Below are 16,084 nucleotides of genomic sequence, written 5' to 3' on the forward strand. Positions count from 1 at the left end.
ACCGAAAACAGACAACTGAAAACCCACAACCCACAACAAAAAAATGCTAAAAGAAAAACTGAAAAACCACAATCTCATCCTAGCCTCGGGTTCGCCACGCAGGCATTATTTTTTCAAGGAATTGGATCTCGATTTTACAATTGACGTACGCCCTGTAAACGAAGTATACGACCCAAACCTGAAAGAAGCTGAAATAACCGACTACCTCTCAAAATTGAAGGCTTCGGTATTTAACGATTTAAAGGAGAACGATATTTTGGTCACCAGCGACACCATTGTCTGGAAAGACGGCAAACCTATTGAAAAAGCTAGGGATGAAGCCCACGCAAAAGCAATGTTGCGAGATTTGAGCGGTGCCATGCACGAGGTGTTCACTTCGGTTTGCTTTACGGGAAAGGATTTCCAGAAAGTTGTAAACGACCGTACCAAAGTGTGGTTCAAGGAACTCACCGAAGAGGAAATACACTACTACATCACTACCCACAAACCCTACGATAAAGCAGGCAGTTATGGGGTGCAGGAATGGCTGGGCTACATTGGTATCGAGAAATTGGAAGGTAGCTATTTTAACGTGATGGGGCTGCCAACACGCTTAGTTTATAAAACGTTACTGGAACTCTCCTCAAACTGATTTTCTTTACCTTTGATTAAAATCCATTCCAATGAAGACCACAACAGTTTTACTGCTTGTAACAATGTTAGTAATCACCTCCTGCAAAGACTCTGAAGGAAACCTCATCCCTAATAGCCAGAACACTGCAAAGGAAATCCCCTCAAAGGATAAAAGTCGGTCGCTTTCCCCAGAATTCAAGGAGTATTGGTACAACGGCACTGCCGAGATCACTTCCTACAAACTCTCCCAAGAACGGTATGGTGAATTGCGTGAAGGCACGGCCGTGAATGTTTTCGTGACCGAAGAATTTCTCCCCAGAGAACAAGTAAAGGCCAATATTGCTGCTGAAGGAAACATCCCTGTCCTTAAGCTGAACCAGACCAAGAATTACATAACGGGTATTTATCCCTATTCGGTAATGACGAGTACATTTACACCCACAAACAGCCAGAACAGCGCCATTAAAATATCGCACTCTGTGCAGGAATGGTGCGGACAGGTATACGTACAATTGAACAATAGAGCAAATTTTGAGATACAGTCACATTCCTATTTCCAAGGAGAAGCAGACCAAGAAATTTCATTGGATAAAACATGGCTGGAAAGCGACTTGTGGAACTATATCCGTATCAACCCCGAAGAGCTACCTACGGGCGACTTCACTATGCTACCCCCTTTTGAATATTTCAGGATGAACCATAAGGATATTGCCGCACACGAAGCAACAGGAGAAATTATGGTGGGCGATTCTATTTCAAGGTACACAGTAAGCTATCCTTCCTTAAAGCGAAAACTGAAGCTCTATTTCAGCAGTACTCCTCCCTATACTATTGAACGCTGGGAAGAGACCCACGAAAACGGTTTGGTGACTTCGGCAGAAAAAATGAAACGTATAAATACCGCCTATTGGAAGCAAAATAATACTACATTTGAACATCTACGAGATTCTTTAGGGTTATAATTATGAGCAACTTTCTTTACACTCACGGCATACAGTCTATATGCGTTATTGTTTTTTTGGTAGTGCTACGGTTTATCCTAATTTCCATAACACGGCGTTTTGCAAATAAATACGAACGTGTAGAACACCGCACCGGACTTATTGTTAAGCATATAAATTATGCAACCCTGTTTTTACTTGCCCTTTCGCTCATCATTATTTGGGGTGTGGATTTTCAGGATTTTGGCTCGGTATTTCTTTCAGTATTTGCCGTGATAGGTATCGGTTTTTTTGCACAGTGGTCTATCCTTAGCAATATTACCAGCGGTATTATTATGTTTTTCATATTTCCCTATAAAATTGGCGACTTCATAAAAATCCACGATAAAGAGCATAGTTACGAAGGCATTATAGACGATATAAAGACCTTCCATGTAATCATTAAAACTGAAAAAGGCGAAACCATAACCTATCCCAATAGTTTGATCCTCCAAAAAGGGGTGAGCGTGCTAAAGCCCGAAGAGATTGGGTTGGTAGATGAATTGTTCCATCCCGAAACAGCCGAAAAGGAAGACGATAAAAATGTTAAAGAACAGCCAATAGATTAATGCAAGGGTTCATTTTCGGTATATTTGGTTGCCTAGAAAAACATAGCTCAATGCGCAACAAACAACCTATTTTACTACTACTTTTTGTAGTTGGCTTTACTTCGCTATTTGCACAACAACCTGCCAAACCCACAGCTTCAGAAATTTACCATAACCTTCAAAAATTAAACTTTGTAGGCTCCGCACTATACATCGCAGCACATCCCGATGACGAAAACACCCGCCTTATCTCTTATCTGGCTAACGATGTAAAGGCACGAACAGCCTATCTTTCCTTAACACGGGGCGATGGCGGACAAAATCTTGTGGGGCCAGAGATACGGGAACTTTTGGGCGTGATTCGTACCCAAGAACTATTGGCGGCGAGAAGGACAGACGGTGGCCAGCAGCTCTTTACCCGAGCTAACGATTTTGGTTACTCAAAACATCCTGACGAAACCCTGGACATTTGGAACAAAGAAGAAGTATTGGGGGATGTGGTACGTGCCATCCGAAAATTTAAACCAGACGTGATCGTTAATCGCTTCAACCACCGCAATCCCGGGAGCACACACGGGCACCATACAGCCAGCGCGATGTTGAGCGTAGAGGCGTTCGATTTGCTGGACAATCCTACAAAATATCCAACCTCTGCCAAGACTTTTGGCACTTGGCAACCCAAACGGTTGTTCTTTAATACCTCGTGGTGGTTCTATGGAAGCAGGGAAAATTTTGAAAAAGCAGATAAAAGCAAGCTGGTTGAAGTACAAACTGGTAATTATTATCCCGCCCTGGGTCTTTCCAATGGTGAAATAGCCTCACTGAGCCGAAGTATGCACAAGTCGCAAGGATTTGGGAGCACTGGCTCCCGTGGCAACCAAACCGAATATCTGGAATTTTTAAAGGGTGACTTCCCCAAAGACAAATCCAATCTATTTGATGGTATTGACACCTCTTGGAATAGGCTGGAAGGAGGTGCGGCCATTGGCGCGATCTTGAATCCGCTGGAAGAAAATTTCAACTTTACAAATCCTTCGGCTATGTTGCCACAGCTTACACGGGCTTATGAACTCGTGAAACAACTAAATAACGACCATTGGCGGGAGATTAAACTGAAGCAACTAGAAACCCTCATCTTGGATTGTGGCGGTATCTTCTTGGAGGCCGTGGCAAATACAAACACCATAAACCCCAACGGAAGCTACGAAGCAACTTTTGAAGCCATTAACCGAAGTGACTATCCCGTAACCATCAACAGTATTAAAAACTCCAATGGTAAAGTTCTTTTGGCTGTTGGTGAAACGCTGCAACCCAATGAAAAAAAGGAGTTTCAGATGACTATCACCTCTTCGGCCTCAAAAGTTTCAGCACCGTACTGGCTCAGCCAGAAAGGAACATTGGGCATGTACAAAGCCCCTGAAAATATGATTGGGCTTCCTGAAACACCAGCTCCGGAGCAAGTCGTATTTGAGCTTCAGCTAAGCCGAACAGAAATTCCGGTCACTCGGGATGTAGTCTATAAATATACCGATCCCGTAAAAGGCGAGGTGTACCAACCCTTGGAAGTATTGCCAGCGGTAACTACAAGCATCCCGGAAAAAGTTTTGATTTTTTCTTCGGAAGCTTCTAGAGTGGTACCTGTTACCGTAACAGCGGGACGAGATAACGTTACGGGTTCGGTCACCTTGCAACACCCCAAAGGCTGGGAGGTTGCGCCAGCGCAAGGAGTTTTCAATATTGATAAAAAAGGACAATCGCAAACACTTCAGTTTACAGTAACACCTCCAAAGGAGCAAAGTGAAGGCTATTTGAATGTTTTGGCACAAATGGGCGACCAGTTTTTTGAAAAGGAACTGGTAACTATAGACTACGACCATATTCCATTTCAACGGGTGTTATTGCCTTCAGAAGCAAAAATTGTACGTATTGATATTGAAAAGAAAGGTGAACATATAGGATATATTGAAGGAGCTGGGGATGCTATTCCGCAGAGTTTACGGGAGATTGGTTACAGCGTGACCACAATAGCCCCTTCTGAAATTATCGCCAGCAACCTAAACCAATACGATGCCATTGTAGTGGGAATACGCGCATACAATACCGTACCAGACCTTGCCTTTAAACAAACCGAATTGAACAACTATGTTGAAAATGGCGGGACATTGCTATTACAGTACAACACAGCGCATAGGATGGTCACCAAGGATATTGCCCCCTATCCTATCACCTTGTCCCGTGAGCGTGTGACGGACGAGTTTAGCGAGGTAAGGATTTTAGCTCCCAACCATCCTGTCCTGAACAATCCCAACACGATTACCCAAACCGATTTTGAAGGCTGGGTGCAAGAACGCGGTCTCTATTTTCCCAGTGAGTGGGATGAAAATTTTAAGCCCATCCTAGCTATGAAAGATAAGGGTTATGGCGAGAGCAAGGGGTCGCTCCTGGTAGCTTCCTATGGAAAAGGACACTATATTTACACTGGCCTTAGTTTTTTTAGGGAACTGCCCGCAGGTGTGCCCGGTGCCTATAGATTGTTTGCCAATTTATTATCGGTTGGTAAGTAACCCAATAACTTAATTACTAAAATGATGCAAACAGACGAAGTAGTAGAAAAAGTAAAGGACAAATTTGTCTGGAAGTGGAAATACACCTTGGTATTGCTTCTCAATGCTGGGTACATTGTATTATTTTACTACATCATGAAAGCCTACGCCTAAATGGAACAGATAGATTGGATCGTACTTATTGGCACTCTTGTTTTTATAGTTCTATACGGAACCTATAAGGCCCGTGGCAGCAAAAATGTAACAGATTACCTCAAGGGTGGTAACGATGCCCAGTGGTGGACAGTAGGGCTTAGTGTCATGGCAACGCAAGCCAGCGCCATTACGTTTTTATCTACACCGGGGCAAGCCTTCCATAGCGGGATGGGGTTTGTACAGTTCTATTTCGGGTTGCCCATTGCAATGGTAATCATCTGCTTGGTGTTCATACCCATATACCATAGATTAAACGTATTTACAGCTTATGAGTATCTTGAAACCCGTTTCGACCTAAAGACGCGTACCCTCACTGCAATCTTATTTTTGGTGCAACGCGGACTGGCTGCGGGTATCACCATTTTTGCTCCTGCCATTATACTTTCTGCGGTATTGGGGTGGAATTTGCTATACCTCAACATTATTATAGGTGTACTGGTTATAATCTATACCGTAAGTGGCGGTACCAAAGCCGTGAGCGTAACGCAAAAGCAACAAATGGCCATTATATTTTTGGGGATGCTGTTTGCCTTTTTGCTTATTCTGAATTATTTACCACTGGACATCACCTTTACCAAAGCACTGGAGATTGCAGGTGCCAGTGGAAAAATGGAAGTGCTGGATTTCTCCTTCGATTTTGAGAACCGCTATACCTTTTGGAGCGGGATGATAGGTGGAACATTCCTGATGCTTTCGTATTTTGGGACGGACCAGAGCCAAGTACAACGGTATCTCTCGGGTAAATCTGTCAAACAAAGCCAGATGGGCCTTATAATGAACGGTTTTCTTAAAGTCCCTATGCAGTTTTTCATTTTATTGGTTGGGGTTATGGTATTTGTATTCTACCAATTTAATGCTTCTCCGCTTCATTTTAACCCCGCAGCTGTCGAGGATGTTATGGAAAGTGAGTATGCACAGCAGTACGTTGCCCTAGAGGATGAAAAAAAAGCAATAGACGCCCAACTTTTGGAGGCACAGATGGATTATTCGGTGGCTTCAACTACTTCAGAGAAAGAACAATTGAGTGCTGAGATACAAAACTTTCAGCAACAAGAAGAATCGTTGCGGGAACAATCCAAGACAGTAATAAAAAAGGCGAACCCAAATGCCGAAACCAACGATAAGGATTATGTATTCATTCATTTTATCCTGAACAACCTCCCCCGGGGATTGATAGGCTTATTGTTGGCCATGATCTTGAGTGCCGCTATGTCCTCCACGGCTTCAGAATTGAACGCTTTGGGCTCTACCACTGCTGTAGATCTCTACAAACGTAATACACCCGGTAAGAGTGATAAGCACTATGTAAGTGCAAGTCGTTGGTTCACCATGCTATGGGGGGTGGTCGCCATTATGATTGCGTGTGTTGCCAATTTATTCGAAAACCTGATTGAGCTCGTAAACATCATTGGCTCTATTTTCTATGGAAATGTGCTGGGCGTGTTCCTGCTTGCATTTTTCGTAAAATATGTAAAGAGCAATGCAACCTTTATAGCCGCTTTGATAACTCAAGCCATCATCGTTGTAGTTTGGTGGATGGATGTAATGCCCTATTTATGGCTCAACTTAGTAGGATGTGCGCTCGTAATGTTTATTGCCTTGATATTGCAAACAATGCAAAAGAAAGGTAGTGATACCACTGAAGCTTCAGCATCCTAAAATTCAATCGGGCAAATCTCTCATAAACATCTTGGCTACCATGGCATAGTAAAAATTTTTCTTCGGAAGATTTTTGCCACGGTGACGCGCTACCTTAATCTTGTTTATGGTGTAGAGCAAAAACAAGACCGCTGCAAGAATAATAAAAGTAAGTAGGTAGTAAGCCACGTATTTCTGATATGCTGGGACAATATATAAAATAAATACGAAATTTTTCTGAATTGAGCTTTCCAGTTATAAATCCTGTATGCTTATTTTAGCAGTTTCAAACTCTGAAACCATTTCCTCAACTATTTGGGCAGCAGGTTTTATATCGTGTATAAGCCCTGCTATTTGGCCAATTTCCAGTTCTCCGTCATCAAGGTCGCCTTCAAACATCCCACGCTTGGCACGGGCTCTTCCCAACAGTTCTTGCAATTGCTCTTTAGTAGGGTTCTTGGTGTACAGCTCCATCACCTCTTCAAAAAACTTATTTTTCAGCATACGGACGGGTGCCAATTCTTTTAAGGTGAGCAAAGTATCACCTTCTTTGGCTTCCACCACCATTTTCTTAAAATTACGGTGAGCGCTACTTTCTTCCGAAGCTACAAAACGGCTACCCACTTGCACGGCATCGGCACCCAAGACCATTGCGGCCAACATTCCCTTGCCATTGGCGATGCCACCAGCGGCAATTAATGGTATATCAATCTTCTCTTTCACCATAGGTATCAAGGTAAAGGTAGTAGTCTCTTCCCGGCCATTGTGCCCTCCTGCCTCAAAACCCTCGGCAACTACGGCATCTACGCCCGCCTCTTGTGCTTTTAAAGCAAACTTTACACTGCTCACCACGTGCACCACGGTAATTCCTCTGTCCTTTAATTGCTGGGTGTAAGCCTTTGGGTTTCCCGCAGAAGTGAAAACTATTTTTACCCCTTCTTCAATAATGATCTGGATGATCTCCTCCAAATTTGGGTATAGCATGGGTACGTTTACGCCAAAGGGTTTGTTGGTCGCTTTTTTGCATTTCACGATATGTTCCCTTAAAACATCAGGGTACATAGAGCCTGCGCCCAAAAGACCCAAGCCGCCCGCATTGCTCACGGCAGATGCCAACCGCCAACCACTGTTCCAAATCATCCCGGCCTGGATGATGGGATACGTAACATTGAAAAGTTGTGTGATTTTATTTTGCACTATTTCTTTAAGATTTTAAAGTTATTGGTAACACCTTCAGCCGTAATACTGGCTATGTACACCCCTCCAGATAAAGCTGAAATATCTACCTTGTTCTGTATTGCTGAAATTTGCTGTACCATAACCTGCTTGCCCAACACATTATACAGAGATACCGTTGCTCTTTCGGTTTGTTGTGGGAAGGAAACATTGAAGACATCGGTCACTGGGTTTGGGTAAATAGCAAAGGTTTCTTTCAGTAATTGCGCTTCAATCCCCAAAGTTTTTAGAGCGTTGTAGGCATCTTCGAAATTTGGGATTCCGTAGCCCATTTCATCTGTAGGGTTGTTGAACAAGTGTGCCGACTCCCGAACCAATTGCATAATGGTACTGTTTTTTACCTCTGGTCTATATTCCCAAAGGCACGCTATCGCACCAGCCATAATAGGCGAGCTGAACGAAGTTCCACTGCTAAAGGTTACGTCTCCATCCTGATTTACGATGGCGGCATCCTGCCCCTGTGCCATTACATCTGGCTTAATGCGCCCGTCCACAGTAGGGCCAATAGAGCTGAAGCTTGCATAATTTCCGTTAGAGTCTACTGCGCCAATGGTCAAGATCCCTTTGGAATCTCCCGGAGTGGCCACAAATGTAAATCCGCCACCATCGTTCCCAGCAGAGGTTACCAGCAGCATCCCTTTTTCGAACGCAATGTTGCCACCGCGGGCGGCTATGGTTGTTTCTCCATCGAGGTCTTCATAAGAGTGGTCGTAGCTGGGGTTATCGTAATCTTGGTAGCCCAAAGAGGTGTTTACCACATCCACACCCAAACTATCGGCACGTTCCAAGGCTTCAACCCACCAAGCTTCTTCAACAGGGTTTTCAGAAGGTCCAAACTCTGTTCTGAACAAATAGAAGGATGCTTCCGGAGCGGTACCTACAAAATTTTCATCTCCGTCCAAAAACGCTCCAATATTACTAAAAGTCCGTGCCCCGTGGGAGCCGGTACCATCTACATTGGTCTGTCTTTCAGCAAAATCGTAGGTTCCCAATAGGCGACCATCGGAAACCACATCAGCAAAGGCATCGTTTGTAAGTACATTTGGGAAACCACTGTCCATTACGGCCACGATCATTCCCTCTCCCGTTAAATTTTCCTCGTGCAAGAAATCTACTGCTAGCATTTCGGTTTGGTTGGTGGCTGCTCCATAATCGTATGTAATCCTACTTTCCTGATTTTCAATAATGAATTTATCCTCGGTTGGCGGTTGGAATGGGCTCAAGTTCAAACCTTTGTCAGCAAATTCAACTTCCGTGACAAACGACAGATTTGTAAGCGCATTGATGTTGCTCTGGGAGCCACGCACATACACAGCATTTAACCACTTACTCTTTGCGTGTACGGTAATTCCGGATTGGTTTTTTATCTGGGTGATATAGTCTTCGTTTACCGGCACATCCCGCTCATCTATGGGAGTATTGTGCATCGCCTTTCGGTCTATGGCTTCTTGTGTTAAAATCGTGATAGGGTTTGCGATGGAGGCTGCCACGTCTTCCTTATCGGCAAAGAACACTAGGGCATCCTCTTGTGCCATTGCTGTGACAGAAAATAACACAGTAGCTATTAGTATTAATTTTTTCATCTTTCTCTTTCTTTAAAAATTTATCTGTCTTTTTAGGAAATAACGCCGCTTCCCAATAATTCATCCCCGCTGTACCAGGCTACGAACTGCCCTTCGGTAATGGCAGATTGGGGCTTTGTAAAGATAACATAAAGGCCCGAACGGGTTTGGTGTAATGTGGCTTTCTCTAACGGTTGTCGATACCGTATCCTTGCCATTACCTCCATGGTCTCACCTATTTTCAACACTAGATCTTCACGCACCCAATGTATTTCCTCTTTTTTTACAAAGAGACCGCGGCGGTACAGACCGGGATGGCTCTTGCCCTGTCCGGTATAGATAATGTTTTCCTCAACATCGGTAGCGATGACGAAAAGAGGCTCCTGCGTACCTCCTACTCCCAATCCTTTACGTTGCCCGTTTGTAAAATAATGGGCGCCTTGGTGTGTTCCCACTACGGTTCCATCATTTTTTTGGTATTGGGTTTTTGCTGAAAGGGTTTGCAAATTTTTTTCTTCTGAAATTTCAGCTCCTTTTTTATATCCTTCAAAATCTGAAGGAATTTCAACAATAGCTCCTTTTTTGGGTGCCAGTTGTTGTTGTAAAAATTCGGGCAAGCGTACTTTTCCTATAAAACACAAACCTTGTGAGTCGCGCTTTTCCGCAGTGATTAAATCTTGTGCTGCTGCAATCTCACGTACTTTTGGTTTTAACAATTCCCCAATGGGAAACAGGGTTTTTGCGAGTTGCTCTTGTGATAGTTGACATAGAAAATACGATTGGTCCTTATTGGGGTCCTTTCCTGCCAATAGTTGGTGGATGGTTTGCCCATCTTTCTGAAAGCTTGATTTCCTGCAGTAATGTCCCGTAGCAACAAAATCGGCTCCCAGATCTAGGGCGATTTTCATAAACACATCAAACTTTATCTCACGATTGCAAAGTACATCTGGGTTTGGGGTGCGTCCCATCTCGTATTCACGGAACATATAATCTACAATACGCTCTTTATATTGCTCGCTCAAGTCTACGGTTTGGAAGGGGATGTTCAGTTTTTGGGCTACCAACATAGCATCGTTGCTGTCTTCCAGCCAAGGGCATTCGTTGGAAATGGTAACTGAATCGTCGTGCCAATTTTTCATAAACAGTCCAATCACCTCATAACCCTGCTCCTTGAGCAAATAGGCAGCCACGCTGGAGTCTACCCCACCGCTCAATCCTACTACTACGCGCTGTTTCTTTTTCATTATGGACACAAAAATACGATGTAATATCTACAATTCTACACAAAGAAAATCCTTAAAACCGATAGCCGTATCGGTTCGCTTTATGGTTACTTAGTTTCTTTTTTGGGGTTTGGGATAGGTTTCTTCCAACTCTAGGGCACCGTCCTTAAAGTACTGCCAGAGACCGTGTTTCTTTCCGTTTTTATAGTAGCCCTTAATGGTTATGTTACCGTTTGCATCGTAATATTCGGCTGGACCATGGAGTTTGTCGTTGTGGTATATAAGCTTTTTCAACATAACACCCTCTGGCGAGTAGTAAAAGTTGTCGCCTTGTTTTATACCGTTCTCGTAGGTTACTTCTTCGGTCTTGGTACCATTTGGATAATAGGTGGTTTGTACACCGTGCATTTTTCCGTCCACATAATTTTCCCTACTCATAATGTTGTTGGACTTCTCTTGGTAATACACCCACTCACCTATTCGTTGCTTACCCTCCATTTGGCCTTCGCTCACGAGTTTTCCCTTTATGGTAAAATACTTTACCACTGCAATGTTACTGTTGGGTTTAAACTCCTTGGTGGTCGTAGGCTTATCGCCACATTCACTACAATAAAACGAAAAGGTACCTACTTCTTTACCATGCTCAAACTGCCCTTCGTACCTAAGTTGTTTGGTATTGGGATAGTATTTTTTCCAGACCCCGTGGCGTTTACCAGCCTCGTCAAAAGCATTGACTTCTTGGGCCGTCAAAAAATTTACTGAAAGAATTGCAAAAACGAAAAAGATGCTGATACGTTTCATAGAAAAATACTTTTTAAGATAACGCAAGTTTTTTAATTCTATTAAATGAGTACTCACTGAATTTCAAAAAGCATACCATTCACGAACTACGGAATTTCAAAAAATTACTTTTTCTTTCCCTGGGCCTTTTTCTGTTGTTCTGCCTGCTCCATCATTTCGGCCATTTTACGCTGAAAACGGTTTTGCTTCTTAGGTTTTTTCTTCTTTACCTGTATCTGGGCCTTTATTTTTTCCTCGTCTATTATGTAGTTCTTGATTACTAGCATAATACCAATGGTAATAAGGTTTGACGTAAGATAGTATAAGGAAAGTCCACTTGCGTAGTTGTTGAAGAACACCAGCATGAACAATGGCGAGAGATACATCAAGAATTTCATATTGGGCATTCCCGGTTGTTGCTGTGCCTGCATACTCTGGCCAGTACTCATAATCATATACGCACCAATGGCAATAGAGGCCAAGATGGGGAACAAACTCACGTGGTCTCCATAAAACGGTATGTGGAAGGGCAACTCGGCAATAGTATCGTAACTACTCAAATCTTCGGCCCAAAGGAAACTTTTTTGTCGTAGATCGAAGGCCGTAGGGAAAAAGGTAAACAGCGCGTAAAACACCGGGATTTGCAATAGCGCTGGTAAGCAGCCCTTCAGCGGACTGGCCCCGGCTATATTTTGCAGCTTCATGGTCTCCTGCTGGATCTTCATCTGGTTGCCTTCGTGCTTCTTACGGATTTCATCAATCTCGGGCTTTAACACTTTCATCTTTGCCTGCGACAGGTACTGCTTGTACTGTACTGGAGATAGCGCCAGCTTTATCAAGATTGTTAGAACGATAATGGCGATTCCTGCCGGTAAAAAGCCACTTAACAACCCGAACAATGGAATAATGATGTATTTGTTTATCATCCCAAAGATTCCCCAGCCCAATGGCATAGCTTCATCCAGGTTTCTATCGTAATCGTTGAATATCTGGTAATCGGTTGGACCGTAGTACATATTCATATTCTCGGCAAGCGCGCCTCCTTTTGGTTCGATCAAAATTTTTGCGCCGTATTTCTTGGTGAATACAGTGTCTACTTCTTCATCGATCACCAAATCTGTAGAAGAAAATGCTACTTCCTTGAAGGGTACATCTGTCAACAACATAGAGCTGAAAAAGTGCTGGCGGAAATTCATCCAATCTACGTCTGTTTCCACTTCGGCATCTTCTCCGGTAGGATCCAGTTTGCTGAAATCTTCATTTTCGTGCTCATACGTTAAACGTGAGTAGCGATTTTCATACGTGATACTCTTGGCGTGGCGGAACCCTTTTAGCTTCCAGTCTATATAGATGGGTGACGAAGTATCCACGACTCCTTCCAGCCCTTGGGATTTTATACTGAAATCCAACATATACTCCCCCGGTTTCAGGGCGTAGCGGTACTCGATAAATTTATTTTCGCCGGCTTTTAAGCGCATGGTAAGCACCTCGTTGTCACCATTTTTGGTCAAAGAAGGTTCAAAAAAGAGGTCACGGCTATTCAGCAGCCTGTTTTCCGCATTGAACTGAAGGTTAAAATCGTTATTCCCATCTTTTATAAGATATACCTGCTCCCCATTGTAAGTAGTATGCTCCTTGAGCATTGCCTCTACAATGTACCCTCCTTTGTTGCTCACCTTTAATAAGAGTACATCATTTTCTAAAGTGGTAGTGGCATCTGTGGCCGAAGGCAGTGTCCCAGAATAGGCAAAAGAGCCCAAGCGGTTCTTCAGCTCTTCCACAGCGGTAGAATCGGTAGCTGAGGCAGTATTTATTTCTTCCTGGGTAACTTGTTTGGTATTGGTATTAACCTCTGGTGTATTGGTTTCCTCGGCAACTTCTTCGGTAGTAACTTCCTCCTTAGCCTCTTCGTTTTGGTTCATATAGAGCATCCAGAGCAGGATGGCACCAATGATCAAGAAACCGATTAACGAATTTTTATCAAACTTTTTTTCTTCCATATTTCAACTCCGCCCAACATACAGTTGACGGTTTTTTTAATTTATGTATTCAGAAATTCTCTGAACTTACAATTCTATTCTTAGAAGTTAACTACTCCTGTTTATACTGAGCTTGCTGAAGGACTCAACCAGACACAGCCAATTATATACTTTTTTTTTACAATAACTTAGCCCTAACAGGGTAAAGCGACACATTGTCTTGTTTATTTTGAATGTTCGTGCGCTGCTTTTACAAATGCAACGAACAACGGGTGCGGATTGGCAACCGTACTCTTGTATTCTGGGTGGTACTGTACGCCCACAAACCACGGGTGCTCGGGTATCTCAATAATTTCTACCAAGCCTGTTTTTGGGTTGATTCCCGTTGCTTTCAATCCTGCGGCTTCCAGTTGGTCGCGGTAGGCATTGTTATATTCATACCGGTGGCGGTGGCGTTCCTGTATAATATCGTCCTCGTACACGCTGCTCACAATACTGTTATCCTCCAAGGCACAATCCCAGGCTCCCAAACGCATGGTGCCGCCCATATTGGTAATATTTTTTTGCTCCTCCATAAGGTTTATCACGGGATGGTCTGTATGTTTGCTCATTTCGCTGGAGTTGGCATCTTCCCAGCCCAGGACGTTTCGGCTATATTCAATCACGGCCATTTGCATACCCAAACATATTCCCAAAAAAGGTATCTCGTTCATCCTGGCATATTTTACAGCTTCCACCTTTCCTTCAATACCACGTTCTCCAAATCCCGGAGCGACCAGTATCCCGTCCAGTTTGTGGAACTGTTCTGAAATGTTGATTGGGTCTATATGTTCAGAATGTATGGAGACTACATTTACTTTTACTTCGTTCTCGGCGCCTGCATGGGTAAGGGCTTCCAAGATAGATTTGTAGCTATCCTGCAGTTCAACATACTTACCAATAAGACCTATGGTGATATTGCCCTTAGGGTTTTTATGGCGTTGGAGGAATTTGTTCCAGTGGGTAAGATCTACCTCATTGGTATCTTCCATATCCAACTTTTGAAGCGTCACTTTATCCAGACCCTCTTCCAGCATCATATTGGGGACATCGTAAATTGTAGAAGCATCTATAGACTGGATAACGGCTTCCTTCTTCACGTTGCAGAACAGGGCCAATTTTCGGCGTAGGTCGTCACTCAATTCATGTTCAGTACGGCACACTAAAATATCGGCTTTTATACCGCTCTCCATCAATGTTTTAACGGAGTGCTGTGTGGGTTTTGTCTTTAGTTCCCCTGCTGCAGAAAGATAGGGCACCAAGGTTAAGTGTATCACCAACGCATTGTCATCGCCCAGTTCCCACTTTAACTGGCGCACCGCCTCTATGTAGGGTAAGGACTCAATATCGCCCACGGTACCGCCAATTTCGGTGATTACGATATCGTAATCGCCACTGTTGCCCAAAATCTGGATGCGTTCCTTAATCTCGTTGGTAATGTGTGGTACTACCTGTACGGTCTTTCCCAAAAATTCGCCACGACGTTCTTTTTCGATCACGCTCTGGTAGATACGGCCTGTGGTAACATTATTGGCCTGTGAGGTGGGAACATTCAAAAAGCGCTCGTAGTGGCCAAGGTCGAGGTCGGTTTCGGCGCCATCGTCGGTTACGTAGCATTCCCCATGTTCGTAGGGATTTAGTGTTCCGGGATCTACATTAATGTAGGGATCCAGCTTTTGGATGGTGACACGGTAGCCCCTGGCCTGCAATAGTTTGGCCAGTGATGCCGCTATAATTCCCTTACCTAATGATGAAGATACGCCGCCCGTAACGAAGATATATTTTGTAGTGCTCATGAATGGTTCTCCTGTGTTCGCTATACGGGATGCAAAGGTATGGATTTATTGGTACAGTTTCCTGAAAATTGGTCAGAAACTTGTGGGCGAAAGTATTGATAAAAATATTGAAGCGGATATACTAAAACGTAAATACGCTTAGGGATAAAGATTTCGGAAGTTGTGTGATTTTGAATTTCACCACTTTAATCTTGAAGACGATTTGCGACAAATTGTAGGAAAGCCAATCAACTTACCCAACTGTACCATTATCGTTATGGGTTATATCCATACATTTTTATTTCACGGTGTAATTTCCATTTGCCCATTGTATGGTTGGTTCAATCCATTCTTTCAGGGGCTTGAATAAAAATCCGTGTTCTAACCCAGTATTCAACTCAATTTCTTCGAAGTGATCGATTTTGCAACTTGAAGTATTTTTCCGTTCCAAAGCGGAAACTCCAAACGGGTCTGTTTTTTCATAAATCGTCAAAATATTCCCACAATAATTTATTTCGGGAATATTTTCGATATCACTATTTCTAAAACTCCCGATAAAGACAAAATTTAAATCTGGATTGTTTGCCAATGTAGAAATATATTGAGCAATGTATCCACCTTTTGAAGTCCCAACAACAGTTATTTTTTTCGGTTCTGTTCCGTTTTTTATTAAACTGTCAATTTGAGTTACAATGCCAATGGCGTATTCTCTTGCGTTAACATTTCCACTCCGTTTTTCGCTTATCACTTTAAGTCCGCTTTTCTTAAATTCAGAAATAATTTCGTTGTATTCAGTTCGCCCAAATTCGGGATGCAATTCATTCAATTCGTGTTCTTCTAAAAATCGGTTGTGAAGGAAGAAAATAAATCGGTCATCATTTTCAGTTCCGCACTCAAACAAAATTGAGCAAAAAACCATACCTATTATAGCACTAATTTTCATTTATAATCTT

General features: G+C 43.1%; 13 protein-coding genes. 6 read left to right on the forward strand and 7 right to left on the reverse strand.

Features of this window, described 5'->3' with window-relative positions:
* Positions 1 to 43: 43 nt before the first annotated feature.
* From C8D94_RS10920 to C8D94_RS10940, 6 genes are read left to right on the forward strand one after another with little or no spacing between them, the layout of a single operon-like run.
* Positions 44 to 631, forward strand: a complete 588-nt coding sequence (locus tag C8D94_RS10920; protein WP_115123972.1) for a Maf family nucleotide pyrophosphatase — start codon at positions 44 to 46, stop codon at positions 629 to 631.
* Between the two features lie 31 nt (positions 632 to 662).
* Positions 663 to 1,574: a septum formation inhibitor Maf gene (locus C8D94_RS10925; protein WP_115123973.1), complete on the forward strand. Its 912-nt coding sequence runs from the start codon at positions 663 to 665 to the stop codon at positions 1,572 to 1,574.
* Positions 1,575 to 1,576: 2 nt separating this feature from the next.
* Positions 1,577 to 2,161: a mechanosensitive ion channel domain-containing protein gene (locus C8D94_RS10930; RefSeq protein ID WP_115123974.1), complete on the forward strand. Its 585-nt coding sequence runs from the start codon at positions 1,577 to 1,579 to the stop codon at positions 2,159 to 2,161.
* A gap of 50 nt (positions 2,162 to 2,211) precedes the next feature.
* A complete protein-coding gene (locus C8D94_RS10935; protein ID WP_115123975.1) occupies positions 2,212 to 4,704 on the forward strand; it encodes a PIG-L family deacetylase in 2,493 nt (830 codons plus the stop codon).
* A gap of 21 nt (positions 4,705 to 4,725) precedes the next feature.
* Positions 4,726 to 4,857, forward strand: a complete 132-nt coding sequence (locus C8D94_RS15510) for a hypothetical protein (protein WP_262510545.1) — start codon at positions 4,726 to 4,728, stop codon at positions 4,855 to 4,857.
* On the forward strand, positions 4,858 to 6,558 hold the full coding sequence (locus C8D94_RS10940; protein ID WP_115123976.1) for a sodium:solute symporter: 1,701 nt from the start codon (positions 4,858 to 4,860) through the stop codon (positions 6,556 to 6,558).
* 234 nt (positions 6,559 to 6,792) lie between these two features.
* On the opposite strand, the gene C8D94_RS10945 is transcribed toward C8D94_RS10940, so the two are convergent.
* The 7 genes from C8D94_RS10945 to C8D94_RS10975 form a co-directional block, all read right to left on the reverse strand.
* Positions 6,793 to 7,734, reverse strand: a complete 942-nt coding sequence (locus C8D94_RS10945) for an NAD(P)H-dependent flavin oxidoreductase (RefSeq protein WP_115123977.1) — start codon at positions 7,732 to 7,734, stop codon at positions 6,793 to 6,795.
* A complete protein-coding gene (locus C8D94_RS10950) occupies positions 7,734 to 9,356 on the reverse strand; it encodes a S8 family peptidase (RefSeq protein ID WP_115123978.1) in 1,623 nt (540 codons plus the stop codon). Before C8D94_RS10950 ends, C8D94_RS10945 begins: the two co-directional genes overlap by 1 nt.
* 32 nt (positions 9,357 to 9,388) lie before the next feature.
* Positions 9,389 to 10,579 (reverse strand): tRNA 2-thiouridine(34) synthase MnmA, encoded by a 1,191-nt coding sequence (gene mnmA / locus C8D94_RS10955; protein WP_115123979.1) that lies wholly within the window; start codon positions 10,577 to 10,579, stop codon positions 9,389 to 9,391.
* Between the two features lie 90 nt (positions 10,580 to 10,669).
* The gene (locus tag C8D94_RS10960) at positions 10,670 to 11,359 is read right to left on the reverse strand and encodes a toxin-antitoxin system YwqK family antitoxin (protein ID WP_115123980.1); all 690 of its coding nucleotides are present in this window, start codon (positions 11,357 to 11,359) and stop codon (positions 10,670 to 10,672) included.
* 104 nt (positions 11,360 to 11,463) lie between these two features.
* Positions 11,464 to 13,338, reverse strand: coding sequence for a membrane protein insertase YidC (gene yidC / locus C8D94_RS10965; protein ID WP_115123981.1), 1,875 nt, complete (start codon positions 13,336 to 13,338; stop codon positions 11,464 to 11,466).
* 203 nt (positions 13,339 to 13,541) lie between these two features.
* Positions 13,542 to 15,152, reverse strand: coding sequence for a CTP synthase (locus C8D94_RS10970; RefSeq protein ID WP_115123982.1), 1,611 nt, complete (start codon positions 15,150 to 15,152; stop codon positions 13,542 to 13,544).
* A gap of 277 nt (positions 15,153 to 15,429) precedes the next feature.
* Positions 15,430 to 16,074: an alpha/beta hydrolase gene (locus C8D94_RS10975; protein WP_115123983.1), complete on the reverse strand. Its 645-nt coding sequence runs from the start codon at positions 16,072 to 16,074 to the stop codon at positions 15,430 to 15,432.
* Positions 16,075 to 16,084 lie beyond the last annotated feature (10 nt).

It is taken from the genome of Marinirhabdus gelatinilytica (assembly GCF_003353425.1).
Lineage (GTDB): Bacteria > Bacteroidota > Bacteroidia > Flavobacteriales > Flavobacteriaceae > Marinirhabdus > Marinirhabdus gelatinilytica.

Bases quoted from the DNA above. Each gene is read 5' to 3' on its own strand.
- C8D94_RS10920 (WP_115123972.1), top strand. From the start codon at position 44: ATGCTAAAAGAAAAACTGAAAAACCACAATCTCATCCTAGCCTCGGGT.
- C8D94_RS10925 (WP_115123973.1), top strand. From the start codon at position 663: ATGAAGACCACAACAGTTTTACTGCTTGTAACAATGTTAGTAATCACC.
- C8D94_RS10930 (WP_115123974.1), top strand. From the start codon at position 1,577: ATGAGCAACTTTCTTTACACTCACGGCATACAGTCTATATGCGTTATT.
- C8D94_RS10935 (WP_115123975.1), top strand. From the start codon at position 2,212: ATGCGCAACAAACAACCTATTTTACTACTACTTTTTGTAGTTGGCTTT.
- C8D94_RS15510 (WP_262510545.1), top strand. From the start codon at position 4,726: ATGATGCAAACAGACGAAGTAGTAGAAAAAGTAAAGGACAAATTTGTC.
- C8D94_RS10940 (WP_115123976.1), top strand. From the start codon at position 4,858: ATGGAACAGATAGATTGGATCGTACTTATTGGCACTCTTGTTTTTATA.
- C8D94_RS10950 (WP_115123978.1), bottom strand. From the start codon at position 9,356: ATGAAAAAATTAATACTAATAGCTACTGTGTTATTTTCTGTCACAGCA.
- mnmA (WP_115123979.1), bottom strand. From the start codon at position 10,579: ATGAAAAAGAAACAGCGCGTAGTAGTAGGATTGAGCGGTGGGGTAGAC.
- C8D94_RS10960 (WP_115123980.1), bottom strand. From the start codon at position 11,359: ATGAAACGTATCAGCATCTTTTTCGTTTTTGCAATTCTTTCAGTAAAT.
- yidC (WP_115123981.1), bottom strand. From the start codon at position 13,338: ATGGAAGAAAAAAAGTTTGATAAAAATTCGTTAATCGGTTTCTTGATC.
- C8D94_RS10970 (WP_115123982.1), bottom strand. From the start codon at position 15,152: ATGAGCACTACAAAATATATCTTCGTTACGGGCGGCGTATCTTCATCA.
- C8D94_RS10975 (WP_115123983.1), bottom strand. From the start codon at position 16,074: ATGAAAATTAGTGCTATAATAGGTATGGTTTTTTGCTCAATTTTGTTT.